This is a genomic window from Paenibacillus sp. N3.4 (assembly GCF_008017805.1).
Taxonomy (GTDB): domain Bacteria; phylum Bacillota; class Bacilli; order Paenibacillales; family NBRC-103111; genus Paenibacillus_E.
This window is the reverse complement of the sequence record NZ_VRTT01000012.1, coordinates 40,070-57,938: the sequence shown is the minus strand read 5'-3', so window position 1 is coordinate 57,938 and position 17,869 is coordinate 40,070. Positions and strand designations below refer to the sequence as shown.

General features: G+C 46.5%; 14 protein-coding genes and 1 pseudogene. 2 read left to right on the top strand and 13 right to left on the bottom strand.

Annotated features, from left to right (window positions below):
- Positions 1-56: 56 nt before the first annotated feature.
- Positions 57-1,478: an ABC transporter substrate-binding protein gene (locus FU659_RS08620; RefSeq protein ID WP_147947192.1), complete on the bottom strand. Its 1,422-nt coding sequence runs from the start codon at positions 1,476-1,478 to the stop codon at positions 57-59.
- A gap of 284 nt (positions 1,479-1,762) precedes the next feature.
- Between FU659_RS08620 and FU659_RS08615 the strand changes: the two genes are divergently transcribed.
- The gene (locus FU659_RS08615; RefSeq protein ID WP_187274005.1) at positions 1,763-2,758 is read left to right on the top strand and encodes a LacI family DNA-binding transcriptional regulator; all 996 of its coding nucleotides are present in this window, start codon (positions 1,763-1,765) and stop codon (positions 2,756-2,758) included.
- Positions 2,759-2,765: 7 nt separating this feature from the next.
- Here FU659_RS08615 and FU659_RS08610 read toward each other — a convergent pair whose 3' ends face one another.
- The 12 genes and pseudogenes from FU659_RS08610 to FU659_RS36920 all read right to left on the bottom strand — a co-directional run bounded on the left by FU659_RS08610 (position 2,766) and on the right by FU659_RS36920 (position 17,332).
- On the bottom strand, positions 2,766-3,125 hold the full coding sequence (locus FU659_RS08610) for a hypothetical protein (RefSeq protein ID WP_147947190.1): 360 nt from the start codon (positions 3,123-3,125) through the stop codon (positions 2,766-2,768).
- Between the two features lie 125 nt (positions 3,126-3,250).
- Entirely contained in the window at positions 3,251-5,062 is a 1,812-nt protein-coding gene (locus FU659_RS08605) for an MGH1-like glycoside hydrolase domain-containing protein (protein WP_187274003.1), read from the bottom strand.
- Positions 5,055-6,572, bottom strand: a complete 1,518-nt coding sequence (locus FU659_RS08600; RefSeq protein WP_147947188.1) for a glycoside hydrolase family protein — start codon at positions 6,570-6,572, stop codon at positions 5,055-5,057. Before FU659_RS08600 ends, FU659_RS08605 begins: the two co-directional genes overlap by 8 nt.
- Entirely contained in the window at positions 6,569-9,175 is a 2,607-nt protein-coding gene (locus FU659_RS08595) for a glycoside hydrolase family 38 N-terminal domain-containing protein (protein ID WP_147947187.1), read from the bottom strand. Before FU659_RS08595 ends, FU659_RS08600 begins: the two co-directional genes overlap by 4 nt.
- Positions 9,176-10,822: an extracellular solute-binding protein gene (locus FU659_RS08590; protein ID WP_222708508.1), complete on the bottom strand. Its 1,647-nt coding sequence runs from the start codon at positions 10,820-10,822 to the stop codon at positions 9,176-9,178. It lies immediately after the preceding gene.
- Positions 10,823-10,938: 116 nt separating this feature from the next.
- Entirely contained in the window at positions 10,939-11,814 is an 876-nt protein-coding gene (locus FU659_RS08585) for a carbohydrate ABC transporter permease (protein ID WP_147947185.1), read from the bottom strand.
- A gap of 12 nt (positions 11,815-11,826) precedes the next feature.
- Positions 11,827-12,735: an ABC transporter permease gene (locus FU659_RS08580; RefSeq protein WP_147947184.1), complete on the bottom strand. Its 909-nt coding sequence runs from the start codon at positions 12,733-12,735 to the stop codon at positions 11,827-11,829.
- A 759-nt stretch (positions 12,736-13,494) separates the two neighbouring features.
- Entirely contained in the window at positions 13,495-15,735 is a 2,241-nt protein-coding gene (locus FU659_RS08575; RefSeq protein WP_147947183.1) for a helix-turn-helix domain-containing protein, read from the bottom strand.
- A 180-nt stretch (positions 15,736-15,915) separates the two neighbouring features.
- The gene (locus tag FU659_RS36280) at positions 15,916-16,095 is read right to left on the bottom strand and encodes a hypothetical protein (RefSeq protein WP_222708507.1); all 180 of its coding nucleotides are present in this window, start codon (positions 16,093-16,095) and stop codon (positions 15,916-15,918) included.
- 40 nt (positions 16,096-16,135) lie between these two features.
- A pseudogene (locus tag FU659_RS36925) lies at positions 16,136-16,357 on the bottom strand (carbohydrate ABC transporter permease); the annotation flags it as partial.
- The gene (locus tag FU659_RS08565) at positions 16,303-16,617 is read right to left on the bottom strand and encodes a carbohydrate kinase family protein (RefSeq protein WP_261807702.1); all 315 of its coding nucleotides are present in this window, start codon (positions 16,615-16,617) and stop codon (positions 16,303-16,305) included. The gene FU659_RS08565 and the pseudogene FU659_RS36925, both read right to left, overlap by 55 nt.
- 211 nt (positions 16,618-16,828) lie before the next feature.
- Positions 16,829-17,332 carry a Gfo/Idh/MocA family oxidoreductase gene (locus tag FU659_RS36920; RefSeq protein WP_261807697.1) on the bottom strand — a complete coding sequence of 168 codons (504 nt, stop codon included), beginning with the start codon at positions 17,330-17,332 and terminating at the stop codon, positions 16,829-16,831.
- Between FU659_RS36920 and FU659_RS39310 the strand changes: the two genes are divergently transcribed.
- A complete protein-coding gene (locus FU659_RS39310) occupies positions 17,322-17,789 on the top strand; it encodes a hypothetical protein (RefSeq protein WP_483874503.1) in 468 nt (155 codons plus the stop codon). The genes FU659_RS36920 and FU659_RS39310 overlap by 11 nt on opposite strands.
- Positions 17,790-17,869: the final 80 nt, after the last annotated feature.

Sequence of the window (17,869 nt, the reverse complement as noted above, 5' to 3'; positions counted from 1 at the left end):
ATGGGTATAGGTTCCCGTTCCCCCCTATGCCTGCATGAGATTTTATGCAAATATAACTACCATTTCGAAATGTCCCATTTCTTTTCAGTAATTAAACGATTGGTTGCATCAATAAATATTTTTTCGTAGTTGCTTACAAACTCATCAAGAGTTTCCTTGCCGGTCAAATAAGATTGGGACTCGTTTAAGAACTTCGTTGAATATTCATTGTCCAGTACCATCGGCTGAATCGCGGAAACATTAAATCTGGCTTCGGAAGCCCATTCTTTCATAAGCAGATCATCACTCCCCGCCACTCCCTTTACTACAGGTAGCATGCCTACGGATTCCACGATTCTTTTGTGCACATCCGGTTGAGACAAATACTGCATAAAGTCTACGAGAATCGCTTTCTGCTGCTGCGTTGCCGCCTTGTTCATCGCCCAACCCGTCGCAACATTGGATAAATCGGAAGGATCGCTCGGATTCATAATATTGGGGACTTGTATATGTCCCAACTTGAATTTATCCTTTGTTTTCGTATAAAATGGCTCTGTTTCACCGCTGTACCCCCAATAAAACAACGCTTTTCCAGCCAAGAATGCTTCCGAGTTCCCCCATTTTGTACTAAAATTTTTCGGCCAGGCGATATCCGTCCATTCCTTCCATGTTCTAAACATGTCTTTCACTTTATCGCTCTTCAAATCGATGAGCTTCTTTTGAACGCCTCGCGCCATTTCTTCTTGAGAAACCCGTCCGTCCACCACAATCGTATCCAGCTTTAATAACTCGTCCTTCATAAACATGTAATTCAATGTCCAGTTGGACCAGTCGCCTCTCCAGTTCTCGTTATATTGCTCGGCAAAAGGGATGAACCCCGCATCCCTTGCTTTCTTCTGCACATCAATAAATTCAGACCAGGATTTGGGAACGGTTGCATGCAGTTGGTTCAGCAAATCTTCATTAACCCACAATCCAGTATTCACTGCTCCCATAATGCCGATCATCCAGACATCCTTTGTGCCTGCTTTCGTAATTTCGTATGCCAGCGGGTTATAATCGTCTCTCCATTTTTGCTTCGTATATGGATTGGTGACTTCCATATACGAAGTAATCGGTTCCAAATGGTTGGCTAAAATCTGAGCCCCTTCCGGCTCAACGCTAATTCCTACTGGAGCGCTGCCGCCGATCAATTGCGTTGTCATGGTTGCATAATAGTTTTCTCTGCCGAATGGAACAAGCTCGATTTCGGCTCCGGGTTGCGCTTGCTTATATTTCTTGATTTCTTCTTGGAGAGGTTTAATTAACGGCTGATACTGAATGGCAATATTGATTTTTCCTTTTAATTGATTTGTCTGACTTGTCGAAGCACTCTCTGTCGCGGACGTCTCTGAACCTCCCCTGTTAACCGCTACACTTTCGTTGTTATTGTTGCTGCAACCGCTTGCAAGCATCACCGCCGCCAGCAACGCTAAACACGACCATTTTTTTCTTCTCATGTTGTAGGCCTCCCCCTAATTTAAGTAAAACTGTAACATGTCCATTGCAATTTTCTCTGCGCGTTCATCAACAATTCATTCTGTGCAACGATGTCGTTACTCACCTCGCTTCTGACCAATTTATGACTACGTTATCACAATGTTCATGATATTTCAGCAATTAGAATCTGTCAATACCCTACTTTTTACTCATTCATTTGATAATTTGAGTATAATATATTATGATAACGGTGCATTCTATTTCATGTTTTTTTGATTTTAGACTAAATCGAGGTGTGATTAATATGGTTACCAGCCGCGATGTCGCCAAATTGGCAAACGTCTCTGTTTCTACCGTTTCCCGAGCATTTCGCGATGATGTTTATATCAGTGAAGAGAAGAAAAAACGTGTATTTGAAGCCTCCGAGCAATTAGGATATACGCTGAACTTTGCTGCAAGAAGCCTAAAGAGCAGTAAAAGCAAGACGATCGGACTCATGATTTCCGATATCGACAATGCTTTCTACACATATATTGCCCGGATCGTGGAGCGCGAGATTAAATCATCCGGCTACAGATTGCTGATTACTTACAGCAACGAAGATCCCGCGCAGGAGCTCGAAACGTTGCAATTGCTTGCATCCTCACGCGTAGACGGCATCATCTTCACGCCTACTTCCACTAAGAATCGCAAATTTATAAGCCAATTCCAGAAGCAAAATACCGCTTTCGTGCAGACGTACAGACATCACTACGATAATCTGGACTCCGTCACCGTCGACGACTATAAAGGTGCTTATATCGCAACGAAATATTTCGTTAGCCATGGACACACCAACATTATGATGACCGAACAATTCCCTCAATCTTTCAAGATTGATGGCTATAAGCAAGCGCTTCACGAAGCGGAGCTGCCTAACGGGCACATCCTGTGCTTGCCTTTCCAGCCCGACCTGAAATCCGTGATTCATCAGGCGATCGTTGACCATAAGCCGACCGCTATTTTATCCGCCAACAATATCGTGACTCTGAATATTTTAAAGGTCTGCAAGGGTCTGAAGCTTACGATCCCTGACGACTTGAGTATCATTACGTTCGACGACAACGATTGGGTTTCCCTGCTCGGCATAACGGCGATCGCGCAGCCTATGGAAGAAATCGGACAATCGATTGCCCGAATCTTATTAAGCCGGTTAAGAGAAGAAGAAGTAACTTCCCCTCCCATGAATAGCAGGCTTGAGCCCATTCTTATCGCACGAAATTCCATTCGCAATTTATTCGCCCAGCGAAACTATAACTAAAATCAAATTAGAGATTAGAGGCAAGAGATGTAATTAATAGGATCTTTTGCCTTCTACTTCCATCAAGGTCTATAACTCCTCGATAGAATCCATAGCCTCCGTCAGTAAAAGCAGTGTCAACCCGGATATTCCACAGTTCGAAGGAATTGGCATTCTTGAACTCCAAGAAATAATAGCTCGTGCTGGAAGAATACCGAAACATCATTCGAAAACGGTCGCCCTGCGCTGTAAATTCCAGATTATAATCTGTGGAAGCGTATGCAAATTTCGACGTCTTGACGACTGCCCGTTTGGGCACCATGCTTGTCGTCGTACCTTCACTTGTTTCTCCGCACCGCTGCCCTGTATTGACCATGCGGGGCTGCAAGTAGCAGAGGCCTGTCTATGGATGAGCAAAAGCAGGTCAAGTCCGGGTTTTGATTCCCGCCTCGAACTGGACCTGCTTATAGGTCGTTACTTTTTAAATACAAGCCGGCATAAGGGGGAGCCTTATCAGAAATCCCTGTTCGAACGGGAAGGCTCAATCATCAATCGCAGCAAAATGGCCGCTGTCCAACCATATTGCTGCGCTCCCAGTCCTTCCCCTGTATTAGAGTCAAACAATTCCATTATCCGTTTATCTTTCATAATCATCATGCGAATACGATCTGCCGCTTCAGCGTGAGCCTCGAAAAAACCGTATTTTTGTAGTATTTCAAGCATGAAATAGGCGATTGAGGGCCAAGTCGGCCCTCGCCACCAGGCGCCCGATTGGTAACTGTCTTCCTGATAGGCGACAGATGGAAACGGGATCTCACCAAACATGATGTCAGGATTCAGTAGAAACTGCTCAACCATCTTACGGCTGTTATCCATTCCAATGGGCATGTCCTCCAGCAAGGGCAAGAAACAAGCCGGTGTGATCAGCGACAACTTCTCCCCGTTGTGCAGCAGCACATCCCTGAACAAATTGTCCTGCTCGTCATACATCCAACGTACCATCGTATCGGCATACTGACGCGATGCGTCCGTCCAATACCGGGACAATTGTTGTTCCTCAAGCATTTCGGCGATTTCTGCACATGCTCGCATTTGAATCAGCAAATACGTGTTCATATCCAACGCCAGCACGGGGCCCTTGTCCAACCTTGGCGTATCATCCCAGCCTGTCTCGAACCCGGTTGCGCATGAAATCAGGCCGTATTCCGTTATACGTTGAGTCAGCCACCATTTCGTATTGGCAATCAGAGGGTGGAGCAGTTTCCCGGCTAATAACTTATCCGGCCTGCGCTTTAACAAACGCATCGCTGCCCAGCCAACCAGCGGGGGTTGTGAAGTATGCGGGCGATCCCAGGTAGAGCAAAGAAAATGCGGCATCTTACCATCTACTCTGAGATTTTCAGTCAGCAGCAGCAACGAATCCTCAGCCAATTTTTCTTCCATGTACTCTAACGCTAAATTATGAAAGCAAGAGTCCCACAGAAAGATGCAGGAGTAAGTGCCCCGACTCGGATATACACCGATTCTTCCTTTCAAGTAACCGGGTGCTTCGCATGCATTATACAACAGCGAAAATATGGCCTGCGACAGTATGGATAATTGTTCCTGGTCAACATGCGGAAACTTCAGTTTACCCACTGCGTGTTCCCACCATTGTTCAGATATCCGGGAAGCATCGCTTGCAGAGGTTGGCGAAGCCTGTAAAACATTGATCATCTCTTCGCTGGATATTTCGAGCATTTGCACAGAAAATGCTATAATCAGATTTCCGTTTGAATCAGGCGAAATGATCAGCGGCTCCTTAATGCCATCACCTGCAGCGCTTCCCCTCACAATCCTCAGACCAATCATTACAGGAAATCTGGCGTCCGGATCCCGTTTATCTTCGTTGGGCAAATATCCGCGAAATAAACGGGGAGCGTTGGCCTGTTGATCATGATCCGGCTCCAGCCAGGCTTCATCCATTCCGTCATATGAAAAATGAAATTGCAACTTGCCGGCGCCTTTGTAATCCGCTACCCAGGTATTCCGGGCATAAAAAGCAAAGTCTAGCTTCCCCCGAACGAAGCGTTGCGTGACTCTGAGTGCTGCATGCTCGGCCTCCAGCAGTTCCTCCTCGCAGCGCAAGAATGGGGCGCCCAATCGGCTTGTCACCCGATTATAGTGGATAAACAAACAGCCAATCCCCGGCGACTGCGGCTCAAAACCAAGCCCTATATTGGAATACAAAGGGCTGAAAGAAGTGTCCGGCGAAGAGAAATCCAACTGCTTGCCCAATGAAGCAAGATAATCATTGCATGAAAAAGCTTTTTCCGTTTTATTCATCGACATCACTCTCAACAATTTGACTTAACCGAATATTTTCAAAGCTGCCGCTGCCTCTGTCTACAAGCAAACCAAAGGATTCGGCAGCTTCCGTGTAGCTGACAAATTGCAGGATAAGCAAATCATTCATGTACACTTCAATATATTCGGCTTTTGCGATAATCTTAATGTGGTATTTTATCCCATGTATTAATTTGACCTGTCGTCCATCCAGGATGCGAAACATCGGAATATCACCGAATGTAACCATTTGCCGATCATAATCGAATAATACTGCACTGCCCGCGCCCTTTGCATTTTGTCTGAAAGTCAAGCCGATAGCCGCGCCCTGATTCAATCTTACAATCGCTTCCAATATAAAATAATCAACCTTAAAGTCAAAGGAATAACGACACCAGCTCGTTCGAACTTCCCCTTCCAGCCTCCCGTCGACTTCGCTCCAGCGTCCGCCAGTTTCATATCTCATCCGGCTTTCGGAGCGAACCGGAAGCTCACCGGCACCAAGCAGTGCAACAGCAGTACGTTTCCCAAGCATGTCAGAGTCGAATAGACCCAGCTTCCCTTCCACAACCTGAAGCTTCTTGGGTGTGGCAATCGATCCTACTGCCACCTGCCCTCCTTCTATTCTTGGCAGGCGTTCCGTTTGCGTGTAGAGCACATACCGCTCTCCCTTAAAGATTAAGCTTCTGCAGCTCAAGCCATTAAAGCCTCTTGAAGCCAGCAAAATATTGTCCTCCTGCTCGACATAGGGGCCTTCAATACGATCGGAAACCGCATATATAGTCCCCATCGTCAATTCCGGCTGACCGGGAAACTGGTTACGGTTGCCGCACATGTTATTTAGCAGGCAAGTCATGTACCATTTGCCGTCCATCCAAAAAACATCGGGAACCTCGACAATCGCGTATTTTCCAGGGGCAAACGCAGGCGGACGATGCTCCCACGTCAATAAATCTCTCGAATACACGCAGGCGATCACCGCTCCTTCCGGCGTTTCCTCCGATGGAATACGGGCTGCGTAAAACCCGTAAAACCCGTCATCGTAAGGACTCGATACGACAACCAGATCCCGGCAATCCACTATTCCCCATTGCGCCGGATTATCAATGCCGTTGTACCATCGCGGATCCGGCACGATGACAGGATTCCCTTCATATTTGCTCCAGCTATACAGATCATCGCTAAATGCGACACCGATCCGTTGCGTCAGACCGTTATCCGTTGAGGAACGCATCGTATAATACAAGTAATACTTGCCCTCGTTTTCAAACGTGCAGCCCGTATAAAGCGTCAAATCCTCCAACGATCCCGGTTCTCCTGGCTCAAGCACATTGGGCAATTCCTCCCAATCCACCAGATTTGTGGAGATAGCATGGCCGATACTATCCGCTTCCCGATCCGTGCGTGTTGAATCCGGCCGTTTCCTTTGCAAATAAAAAGCATGTACAACGTCTCCGGCAGGCCAGTACCAAGCATCCCAGGTGTGCATGCCTTGCGGATGATAATTCATTTGTCCCCTCGTTTCTGCTGACTTGCAACCATGATCGTTTTGATTTGAAAAGGGCCCATAAACAGTTCCAATTCCCCCTGCCACTCACGCTTCTCTCCCGTCGGCTGACCCATGGCATCCGTCTCGCTGCTCTGGCTGCCTTGCGGAAAAGCACAGCGGAGCCGCCCATGTGAATGCTGCGATGTGGAGTTGTACACTCGGATTACCCATCCTTCATCGCTTCGATAGAATGCGGCCAGCTCTATTCCTTGACCCTCGAGCACCGGTCCCGTCCATGCTGACGCTGACGCTGACGCTGACGCGCCGTTGTCTCCGGCTGCTGTCGCAGACAACAACGGCAGATTCAATTGTTCCCCCCTTCGATCCGGCCGCAGCTCATCCAAATTTCTATTGAAAAATGGAATAACATCATAAGAAAAGCAAAATTCGCTTCCCCGCTCATAACCCAGCTCCGAATCGACCTTATAGCGCATAGCGGTGGAGCGCATCAACGCCAAATACAAGGTATCCCCCGCTTTTCCGTTCCCCGGTATCCCCTTGTTTGCAAGCAGCAGTCCTCTCTTGCCGGTCGTCAGGGCCGCCCAGGTTTGAGCGGGAAACTCTCCTTCCTCCCTGACAGCAGCTCCATATGGAATTTGCTGCAAATGCTTGCCTTCCTGCAACGTCGTTGGAAATAAAGCTGCAACGCGATATTGTTCCCCAGAGCAATGCAAGCGTGTTTCAAACCGAATACACAGCTCCGTAAAATCAATAATGACTTTCTTGGTAAAGGAAACGGAAATTTTCCAGAACCTCAGCTCGCCGCTGCTTTCTAGCACAAGTTGATTCGGTTGTTTCTGCACAATATTTAATCTGCTGGTGGCCCCTGAAGAACGGCTCAGAGTTTTTCGGGAATAGGGGTAGGAGTCCTCCATCTTCAGCAAGCCATTTTCCGGTGTCTGCCCGAAAAAGGCGCCGTTTAGAATCGGCTCATCATACAGCCAAAAATCTCCCGTGTCCGAAAGGAGAACAAGCTCATTCCACTCCCCGCCTTGGGCGACCCATTCCTTGCAGCCGTCATCAACATACCGCAAGCTGCAAATTCCCCCCGATGGCGTCACCTCCAGAGCAAGCTTGCTGTGAACAACACGAATGCCCGTACTCGTCTCCACTACCGTATACGCCGGATCAGGCTGCCGTGCTTGTCTCCAGCTGTCATTAACGAATGTGTATTGCCTTAGCGTCAATCCCGGAAAGCTATCGGTAAGCGTCACCTGCAACTGCTCGGCTTCCGGACTGCTAATCTCGGCATTCAGAATATTCCCTTGATTATCCTGAACCAGAACGGTTCCTTCCTGCCAGGGCAAATCTGATAAATTCAAAGCAAACGACACCTCCCCCTTTCGAAGAAAAGCGGAGGGATTAAACACATGCAGCACCGGACATTGCACAGTAGAACCGGACCGACCCGTCACCGGAAAGCAGGATTGCAGCACTGACAGGGCATTCTCAAGCAGTCTGTCCGCAGTTTCATAACGAATCAGAGTTTCGCGATAGCCTTCATCCAGTATGGTGCCGCATATAATATCGTGAAACTGGTTGAACAGAACATGCTTCCATGCTGATTCCAGCCATCGTCCGTAAGAGTCTTGTATATCGGCTGGCACAACAGAACGCAGGAAAAGAACGGCATACAAACGCTCAGCCAGTTGCAGCTTCCACTCCAGATTGCGATTCCAAAGCTTGATTTGCATCCGCGAGCTGTAACAGCCTTGAAATACGGGATTCAGCTCTAGTTGTATTTCCGGCAACGGCAGGTTTTCCTGTACGATTTCTTTCGCAAATTGACGCACCGTGGAAAAGCTGCAAAAATGACTGCGGCTCTGATTATTGAATTGTTGGACGGCAGCAACCGCTTCCCACTGCGGTCTGGCCATATCCCCGCCATTAGGCAGCAGTAAATGGCGGCTGTCCGAAACAGCGGCAAGCCGCTCAAGCTCCGCTTGAATGGCAGCAGCATCCTGTTCGCCATTCGATGATTGCTCAAGCTTGTTCTGGACATCATCACTAAACATGACCAGTCCGTAACCGCCTTCCAGGCGATGCGACAGAAGCCGCGTACCGTCGATACCTATCCAAATGAATGGCGTATGACCTGGACTACGTGCTCCCCTGCCAAAAAAGTAGCCTTCATACCCGCAATGTTTCATTAATTGCGGGATTTGCAAGTGATGTCCGAAGGAATCCGGCATCCAGGCCATCTTGACCTCAATCCCCAGATGCTTTTTAATCCAGCGTTTTCCGATAACAGCTTGTCTGATCATGGCTTCCCCGGAAGGAATATTAAGATCGGGCATGCAATACATCCCACAGGCAACCTCCAAGCGGCCTTCCTGAGCCAATTGCTGCAGCAACGATCGTTTATCAGGGAAGCGTATCCAATATTCCTCCAGCAGAATCATCTGCTCGATCATAAAGGTATAATTTTCATGAGCGGTCAGAATTGCAACCGCTTCATGCATCAGATCCAGCGCCTGTTGCAGATAGCTGTCATAGGTCTGCAAATAAACCGTATCATAATGGAAATGTGGAACCATATGCAGTTGTCGGTTGTCAGCCATCATTTACTTAAATCCTGCATACGTATCTACCTTTGAAATAAATGCAATATCTTTTCGGTTTGTGTAATAATCAATAATGAATTTATCGACCTTCTCCCCGCCGCGCTTCAGCCAATTTGTTTTGGCTTCGTTCACTGCCTGCTCAACTGAATATTTGGTTCCGCCTACAATAGATTTTTGATACAGGGCAAGATATTCTTCCGTAGATCCGGCCTGAATGAGCTGAAGGTCCGATGGAAACGGCGGCATAAATCCTACATCCTCCCCTTTGGGTCTTTTGGGTGAGATATAGGCTTCCTTCGCTTGCAGAATCAAATTAATAAATTCTTTCTGTATTTGTATATTGGGATCGTAAGCTTTTTCGGGTAACGCGCATTCCCCCAAAAATATCGTCGATGCGGGCGGAGTCCAATAATCAAAATTCCAATTGAGTTCCTTTTTATTCTTTTCAATATCAATGGGTGCTGGGCATCCATTGTCCCCCTTCTTCCAATGCTCGCCTTCAAAACCGTACTTTAATGTTCTTATCGTAGACTCCTTGTTTAAGAAATCGATGTATTGTATAACAGCCTCCGGATTTTTCGCCTTCGCATTCACAAAGCCGTATGGTCCTACCGGCACGTCGAATGCAGGACTGAATTGTCCATATGGACTCTCTGGAAGCGGAATGACGATGACCTCTGCAGCCGGGTTATTCTTTTTCAATGTTTCGAATTCCGGAAGGGATATCACACTTACATTGCCAAAACGGATACCCAGCTTACCGTTTACCCAGTCTTGCTTAGCCTTCTCGCCATTAACATCCGTAAGATAATCTTTGTCGACAAGCCCTGCATCATAAAACCTTTTTTTGTATTCCGTTACGACTTTTGCACGCTCCCAGTCGCGAACCAGCTGTTGTTTGGAATCAAACAGGTAGGGCACTGCGTAATTATACATATGATCGATAACACTGTCTCCAAGGGCGCTTAATTGAATGCCATAAGTATCCTTCTTGTTGTTTCCATCCGGATCCAGCTCTGCGAATGCTTTGGCAACGTTAAACAGCTCTTCCGTCGTTTTCGGAATGTCCAGTTTCAGCTTTTTCAGCCAGTCCGCCCGAATCTGCAAAGTATGATTGGCCCCCATCAAACCCGTTACGCGGGTTAATGTGTGAATTTTCCCATCAAGCTGCATCCCCAATTTACGGACAGCCGGATATTGATGAAGCAAGTTTTTATATTCCACGCTATGCTTTTCGATCAAGTCATCCAGCGGCAACGTCTGCTTCTGCGCGAATAAGTCATTCCTGAGAACGCCGCTGTAAGTGAATACCAAATCTGGTGCGTTGCCGGATGCGAAGAGTGCCGTAAGTTTGGGAACTTCGTCGTTCCTAGGGATTGGTATAAATTCTACTTCCACGGGCGCATTCTCATTAATCCAGTTCGTCCACCGGTTGTTCGTGAAGTCGCCTTCGCCTGAAGGGATCTGGCCGCGGTCGTAGACGGATACCGTAATCTTCGGTTTTTTTGCTACTCCTTTATTTCTTGGAGCACTTGTTTCATTCCCTGTATTTTTCGTATCCGCCGTATAGTTTTTCTCTTTTGCACAACCGGCTGACAATACGATAGTTAAACTGCCGATTAACAGTAACATCGCCTTGCGTCTCATTGAATGAACACCCTTTCTCCATCTCATTAGTCAGTGCTTTTCGAGGCTTGCCCAATAATTTCCTTCCCCTACAGACTTGAAGCATCACCTCCCCTCATCGGAATGCAAAGTTACTTCTACCCCTTTACGGATCCGATGAGCATCCCTTTTACGAAATATTTTTGCAAAAACGGATACACGACCATCATGGGAATGACCATAACCATAATGGCCGAAGATTTTATGGACTCCGGGGTAATTTCGGTAATGCTGTCGATAGAACCGGAGCTCATCTCTTGGAGAAGACGTTGACTGGCTATCATATTTTGCACAAAAACAGAAAGATTGTACCGGTCCGAGGAATTGATGTAAATCAGCACATGAAAGAAGGCGTTCCAATGACCGACCCCATAGAATAGGGATAATGCTGCAAGGACAGGCATTGAAAGCGGAAGAACGATCCGAAGAATTAATCTCCATTCGCCGCATCCATCGATACGCGCAGCATCTTCCAGCTCAGACGGTATCGTTAAGAAATAAGTCCTAAGTACAAGCATATTCCATGCGCTAACAAGTCCCGGCAGCCATAAAGCCCAGTAGGTGTCGATGAGTCCTAGCGATTTGACAATGAAGTAATTAGGAATTAAGCCGGCGCTGAACAGCATGGTGAACACAATGGTCAATGTAAAGGTTTTTCTGAAATAAAAGTACGGACGTGATAAAGGGTAAGCAGCCAATATCGTGAAAAGCATGTTGAGTACCGTTCCAACAACAGTAATCACAATACTGTTTTTAATCGTAATCATGACTTTGCTGTTCGCAAACAATTTCTGATAGGCATCCATGGTCCATTCAATGGGCCACAAGACAACTTTCCCGGAAGAAACCGCATGCAATCCGCTTAGCGAAACAGCGGCTACATGAACAACCGGCAGTAAACAGCTCATGGCAATGAAAAAAAGAACCGTGTAATTTACAGCGTAAAACACTTTCTCTCCCGTTGAAACTTTCATGAGTCCCCCTTCCTACCAAAGCCCCTCGCCATGCTTCCTTGAAATCCAATTGACCGACAAGACGAAAACAAATCCAACGACCGATTCAAAGAACCCCATAGTGGTAGCCAGGCTGAATTGGGTGCCGTGCAAGCCCACCTTATAATTCCATGTCGAAATCACTTCCGATACGTTGGACACGACCGCATTCTGAAGCACATACACATGGTCGAAACCTACCTCCATCATTTGCCCCATGCTGAGAATAAATAAGATGATGATGGTAGGCCGTATGCCTGGTAATGTGATGTGCCAAATCTGCTTCCCCTTGTTCGCTCCATCCAGATTGGCGGCTTCGTATAGACTCGGATCAATGGAGGACAAGGCTGCCAAATAAATAATAGCCGACCATCCAGCGTTCTTCCAAATACCTGAAGCAACAAAAATGGCAATCCATGACGCCTCGTTATACAAAAAAGGAAAGGTAGTGTGGAACCATTGATCCATCCAATGATTAATTAAGGACGACTCTAGAGAAAAAATAGTAATCACGATACCGCCAACAATAATCCAATTTAAAAAGTGGGGGAGAAATACAAACGTCTGAACAAATTTTTTGTACCACATTTTCCTTACCTCGTTCAGCATAATCGCTAAAAAGAGAGGTACCGGAAAACCGACGAATATATTTAATAAACTCAACGTAAACGTATTTCGAATAACGCGCACCGTTTGTTCATTATGAAACAGGTACTCAAAATTCCTCCACCCCACCCATGGACTTCCCCAAATCCCGTCAGCAAGGTTATAACTTTTGAAAGCAATGACCAATCCGCCCAGTGGTATCAACTTGAAAATCAGATAGTACGCCATGATCGGCATAAACATGATCAATAGGGGAATGTTCTTTCTGAGTATTTGTTTTCTTTGCAGCGTATTCATGCAAACCCTCCCTTCTATCGTGTCGTTAAAAGTGCGCTTCTTAACTGTAAAGTCTCTCTCTATTTCCGTACAATAAACCGTTTTTAACAGTACACTAAATTAAGAAAAACCGTCAGGTAAGTTCTCCTGACGGTCCTTTTTTGGTCTATCGGACATCCGTACGCCCTGCCCTCCGGCAAAATAAATTGTCGGCCCCCAAGGCGTTATCCCCCGAGTTTGGATATGAGCTCCCTATTCCGGTGCTCAGTGGGACTTTAACCCACCTGATGATCGTGCTGCCACGCACGCGCTACGATCCCCTTCGACTCCCTTCCCGCGGCTCGCCACTTCACCTTTTGGGCTTATAGGTCCGCTTCTTACGACGCCTTGCCGTCGTGCGGGGGAGGGTCTCCCTAGTTCCAAGCACAACTGTCTTCACATGCCGATCCCTATACACCGGAGAGTTCTTCTGCGCTGCAGTTCCAAGTTCTTCACGCATTCAATGGCCTTCGCACTACCGCTCGGGGCTCGGCTCTCTCCAGCCCATTTCTGGTCGAGTTTTACGGTGCGGCAGGATTCACGGTCGGTATGTTACGGCCTATGATCTTGCTTCACTGCGCTTTCGCGCAGCTTTTCGCAGGGCTTCAGCCGCCGGATTTCTCCGACGTCTGCCTGCTAGCTACGAGGCGGTTTGGCCTCTACCTCGAACGGACTTTCACCGGCTAGTTGTGCCTAGCTTGGCTAGGCGCGCAGCGGTACTCACTCGATTTCAAGATATCATCAGGAAGATGCTTTTTTTCGATAACTGCCTGGAGTTGAACCTTCCATTTTCTTGAAAATCCGATTGAATGTAATGACGTTGATGTAGCCAACCTTCCGAGCGATATCCTGAATCGAGCTTTGAGTCTCCATGAGGAGCCTCTTCGCTGTATCGATTCTTATTCTTGCCAGGAAATCCACGAACTTTTCCCCGAATTCCTCCTTAAAGAGCTTACTTAAATAGTAAGGACTCAGCGAAAAAGCTTCACTAAGGTGCATGAGCGATAAATCAGGATTATGATATTCCGTTTCAATATAGCTCTTCATGTTCTGAATCAGCCTATGAGCGCTTCTGTTTTCTCTTAAGTAGGCGATATGCTGAGATGCTTCCCTCAATATATGGACGATATCGTATTTGGCCTCGTCTAAAACATCAAATGATTGGATCGTTGCGTTCAACCTCGACCAAATATTCGCTTGCCAATGCTGATGAATTTCTTGCGGCAGCTCACGTATATCCCGATCGAATTGAAACAGCATATAATGCAAGTGGTTTGCTATTTCATCTTTGGTGAAATATCTGCTCTCAATCTCGGAAAATAGCTCCTCTAGCATCTCCTCCCAAGCTTCTCCCGTGCAGAACGACCTGATGATTACCGATAAAATTTCTGGAAAATTAAACAGAATTCTTTCGCGGACAGCAGGCAAAGAAATGCCTTCAATCACTTTATTTCTCCCTATTGTCGCTTTGTAAAGCAATGCTTCAACAGCTTCATCGTAGCATTGAGATAATCCGGCTGCTTCATAAACCGTTTCTCCAATGCCGATGGTGATCGTAAATTGCAGGTTTTCTTGAACCCATTGACGAGCCTGGTTGAGAATATCCGACGTCTGCTCGATGGATTGCTGGGCATGCTGTTGAATCAGCACGCCCAGCTGATGAGAAGTGATCCATTCCGACCACACTTTCACGCCATTGGAATTGGAAATCTCCATAATCACATAACTAATTACATATTTTAGTACTTTTTGATCATTGATCGTATACCGCCCTGCGAAGGAATGAAATTTATCAATTTCAACGATGGCCACCTTCATCGCTTCTTTATCTTTCAAGCCAAGTTCGGCAATGTCTTTCTGCCAGCCCTCGAAACTGATGCTTCCCCCTCCATTCATCAACTCTTGGAAGAAGTATTGTCTTCGGATCAACTTATTCTCTTCTACCTTTTCTTGGTAATGATTCGTATCCTCGATCAACCGTTCAAATGATTTCTCAATGTAATTGAACTCATCTTTTTCGCCTAAAGAATCCAGTGCGCTGTTTTTCTTAAGCGAATAGGTTTGAAGACGGTTCAGAATGGTCATGACAGGCTTATAATTTTGCCTGGTGATAAAAATGATGTATCCAAACCCTGCGAGTAAAACCAAACCCAGGGCAAAGATCCATACGTAAGAAATGAAGGATACAAAATTATACAGGGCTCCGTCTCGGATCCCGCTGCGAAATTCCCAATTTGTGTAGGGTGATTTCATTCTGGACAATTCCTTGCCTATCGTTTCACGAAAATTTTCTACATCCTGAAATTGCATGGCCGTATCATAAAAAAGCCGACCGTTCCCGTCATACAATTGAATAAAGTTCAAATCTCGATTGATCAGTTTTTCTATATACTGCTGAACCGTGCGAGCATCTACGTTTATAACAACCAGCCCCTGATCACCTGCCGGGAGAGGCGCTTTTCTGAGCAAGGACACCACATTAACAGGATTACTATCATTTGGAAACTCTTTGAAACTTCGAATGTTGGTCCAACCGTCGTTTTCCGCATCCGCCATGTTTAAACTAATAAAATCCTCATCGCCAAATTGCTCTAAGGGGACCATTGTATTTTCGCTCAATACCATCTGATCATGTTTGCGGAAAAGATAGATGGAATTTATAAGCGGATTTGTCGATTTTATACTGCGTAATGCGGTAATCACTTGATAATATTCAAATGGATCTCGTTCCCGATGCTGATCGAAGACTTGTTTCATTTGCAAATTCGTATATAAATTTTGAATAATGAGATCGTCGATAGATTTCAAAGCGTTGTCGATGGATTGTATGGTCTGCCTACTCATCATTTCATTCGTGAATATGGCCTGCTTCTTATTTTGTTCATTGATGAACAGAAAAAATATCAAAATAAGACTTAATATCAGGAGGAAAAAAGCCGGTAAATAGGATAAAAGCAATCGATTAAACCAATACCTTCTCATACTCTTCCCCCTTAATAATGTCAGCAAAAGCAAATTAATTGTATGAAGTTGACTTTACTCCTCTTTCTCCTTTTTTCTTTTTCAATTATGACAGAGGTAAAATCCATTGTCCAAAGACTTCTTTACTGTAATGTCCCTCTCTAATTTCGATCAATATACCGTTTTTAACAGTACACAAAATTAATAATCGCCCTGGAGAAGATGCGTTCCGCCAAATTCCGCATACAGGAAAGCCGACTTTCGGCAGCCTTTCTCGATGAACAAACGCTCGGCGAGTATGCCTCCCATGACATTATCGTAAGTTACTATCGGGATATTTTCTGCCGATCTCCTATCGAAAGATACGATCAGCAGATTCACATACGGTAGGAATAATGAGTCCGACCATATTCGATTTTTTCTAAACAAAGAACGAGCCATTTCGTTTTTGAAGAAAAAGATAAAGGATCAATACTGGAATGATCGTCATAACCAAGCCTGCCATCAAGGGGCCATAATCAACGGAATAGGATGAGAAAAACGTGAATGTGGATAGAGGCAGCATCCTCTGCTCCGGCGACAACAAAATCAAACTGGGCAGCAGATAATCGTTCCAGATCTGGAGCACATCCAGTGCAGAAAGACCCGGTCGATGCCCGGCGGATTGATGACGACCGAATAGGAGGTATGCTCGTCTCCGCTTACGATCATGCCTTCGGTCAAGCGACGATCCTGCTGGCGAAGCAATTCCAGAATGACCGTTCCAAACATGTCGTCGCCGATTTTGCCCATCAGGCTCGCCCGGATGCCAGGCCGGTGCAGAGCAAGGCCCGTGTTCGATACGGCGCCGCCGGTCGCGGTTACCGCTGGGCCGACATCGACCAGCTTGCCGGGAACGAGCATGTCGTGCAGGCCGCCATTGCGTCTCCCGAAGGCAGGGATCACATCGAGGCAGATGTGACCGCCAACCACCACATCAAACGATTTCGCGTCCATGATTATTTCTCCCAATCGATCGGAACCGTCTGTCCGGTCCGCTCCGATTTGAGCGCCGCCGTGAACAGCTTGTGGCTGCCTACCGTTTCTTCTGGCGTGGCGCAGCGGAACGGCTGCTTCATCGCGCCGCGGTGAGCGACTTCATCGCAGAATGCGGCCCACATTTGCAGAATCGAGTCGGTGAAGCCGAATTCGAAAATACCGCCCGTAATCGTTCCATAAGCGGATTGTTAAGGAACGTCAACGACATGCCATGCCATGACTGCTCTCCCCCCGGAGTATACGGCAAGGAAGCGATTTGTTTCGGATTTTTAGTCGAAAAATCTGCTGAGCATTGCGTGCCCTGAATGCGAATAAACCATGTATTGGCATGCCCCGGCGCAATCCGTTTCGTGGACAGGTTCATCGGGAACTGTTGATCTGCCGTCTTGACATCACAGGCCAGGATGGCATTATCCCATGTTTCGCAAGGGACCATCATTCCGTCCCGCCCCAGCCTTTCTTGTACGACCTTGGAGAGCAGCGCTCTCACGCTGCGCGGCTTCCAGCCGAAGCGCATCGGCAAATGAAGCACATGCATGCCGAGATCGCCCATACAGCCGTATTCCCCGTTGGTGGCCACGATCCTCTTCCAGTTGATCAGTTTGCCCGGATCCAAATCGCTGAAGTGTCAGAATGCGGCGGTTCGCTTCCTAGTCAATGCCGAACGGTTTCTCGCCGAGCAGATGCTTTCCTGCCTTGATGATATCGATATAGATCTGCTCGTGCAAATGATGCGGAACGGCACAATAAATAGCGTCGATTTCATCGTCGGCCATTCGCTCACTATTACAAGTTCAATTATAGAAAGAATACACCCAAGCTTTACAGCCCCTGCTGTGAGTATCTTGGCAGGATCAAAAGTAATATTATCTGAAAACAATATCAACGCTTTACAAACCGGGATAAATATTGGCTCTGAAGCGAATTTCTTCATAATCACCAATAACATGATTGATGTAGAATCCGGAGGAACGGGAATTGTCAACAACGCTTCAGAAAATCCTTATAGACTTATTGCAAACAATGTAGTTGGTTAATAAATAAAAGTGGAGTCAATGTTTAAGTTATTAGACTCCACTTTTATTCAACGGCAAGGAGTACGGCAAAGAACCAATCG

What these genes read in the sequence shown, in the direction of transcription:
- FU659_RS08620 (WP_147947192.1), bottom strand. Translation starts at nt 1,478, where the DNA reads ATGAGAAGAAAAAAATGGTCGTGTTTAGCGTTGCTGGCGGCGGTGATG.
- FU659_RS08615 (WP_187274005.1), top strand. Translation starts at nt 1,763, where the DNA reads ATGGTTACCAGCCGCGATGTCGCCAAATTGGCAAACGTCTCTGTTTCT.
- FU659_RS08605 (WP_187274003.1), bottom strand. Translation starts at nt 5,062, where the DNA reads ATGAATAAAACGGAAAAAGCTTTTTCATGCAATGATTATCTTGCTTCA.
- FU659_RS08600 (WP_147947188.1), bottom strand. Translation starts at nt 6,572, where the DNA reads ATGAATTATCATCCGCAAGGCATGCACACCTGGGATGCTTGGTACTGG.
- FU659_RS08595 (WP_147947187.1), bottom strand. Translation starts at nt 9,175, where the DNA reads ATGATGGCTGACAACCGACAACTGCATATGGTTCCACATTTCCATTAT.
- FU659_RS08590 (WP_222708508.1), bottom strand. Translation starts at nt 10,822, where the DNA reads ATGAGACGCAAGGCGATGTTACTGTTAATCGGCAGTTTAACTATCGTA.
- FU659_RS08585 (WP_147947185.1), bottom strand. Translation starts at nt 11,814, where the DNA reads ATGAAAGTTTCAACGGGAGAGAAAGTGTTTTACGCTGTAAATTACACG.
- FU659_RS08580 (WP_147947184.1), bottom strand. Translation starts at nt 12,735, where the DNA reads ATGAATACGCTGCAAAGAAAACAAATACTCAGAAAGAACATTCCCCTA.
- FU659_RS08575 (WP_147947183.1), bottom strand. Translation starts at nt 15,735, where the DNA reads ATGAGAAGGTATTGGTTTAATCGATTGCTTTTATCCTATTTACCGGCT.
- FU659_RS08565 (WP_261807702.1), bottom strand. Translation starts at nt 16,617, where the DNA reads ATGCTCGTTCCCGGCAAGCTGGTCGATGTCGGCCCAGCGGTAACCGCG.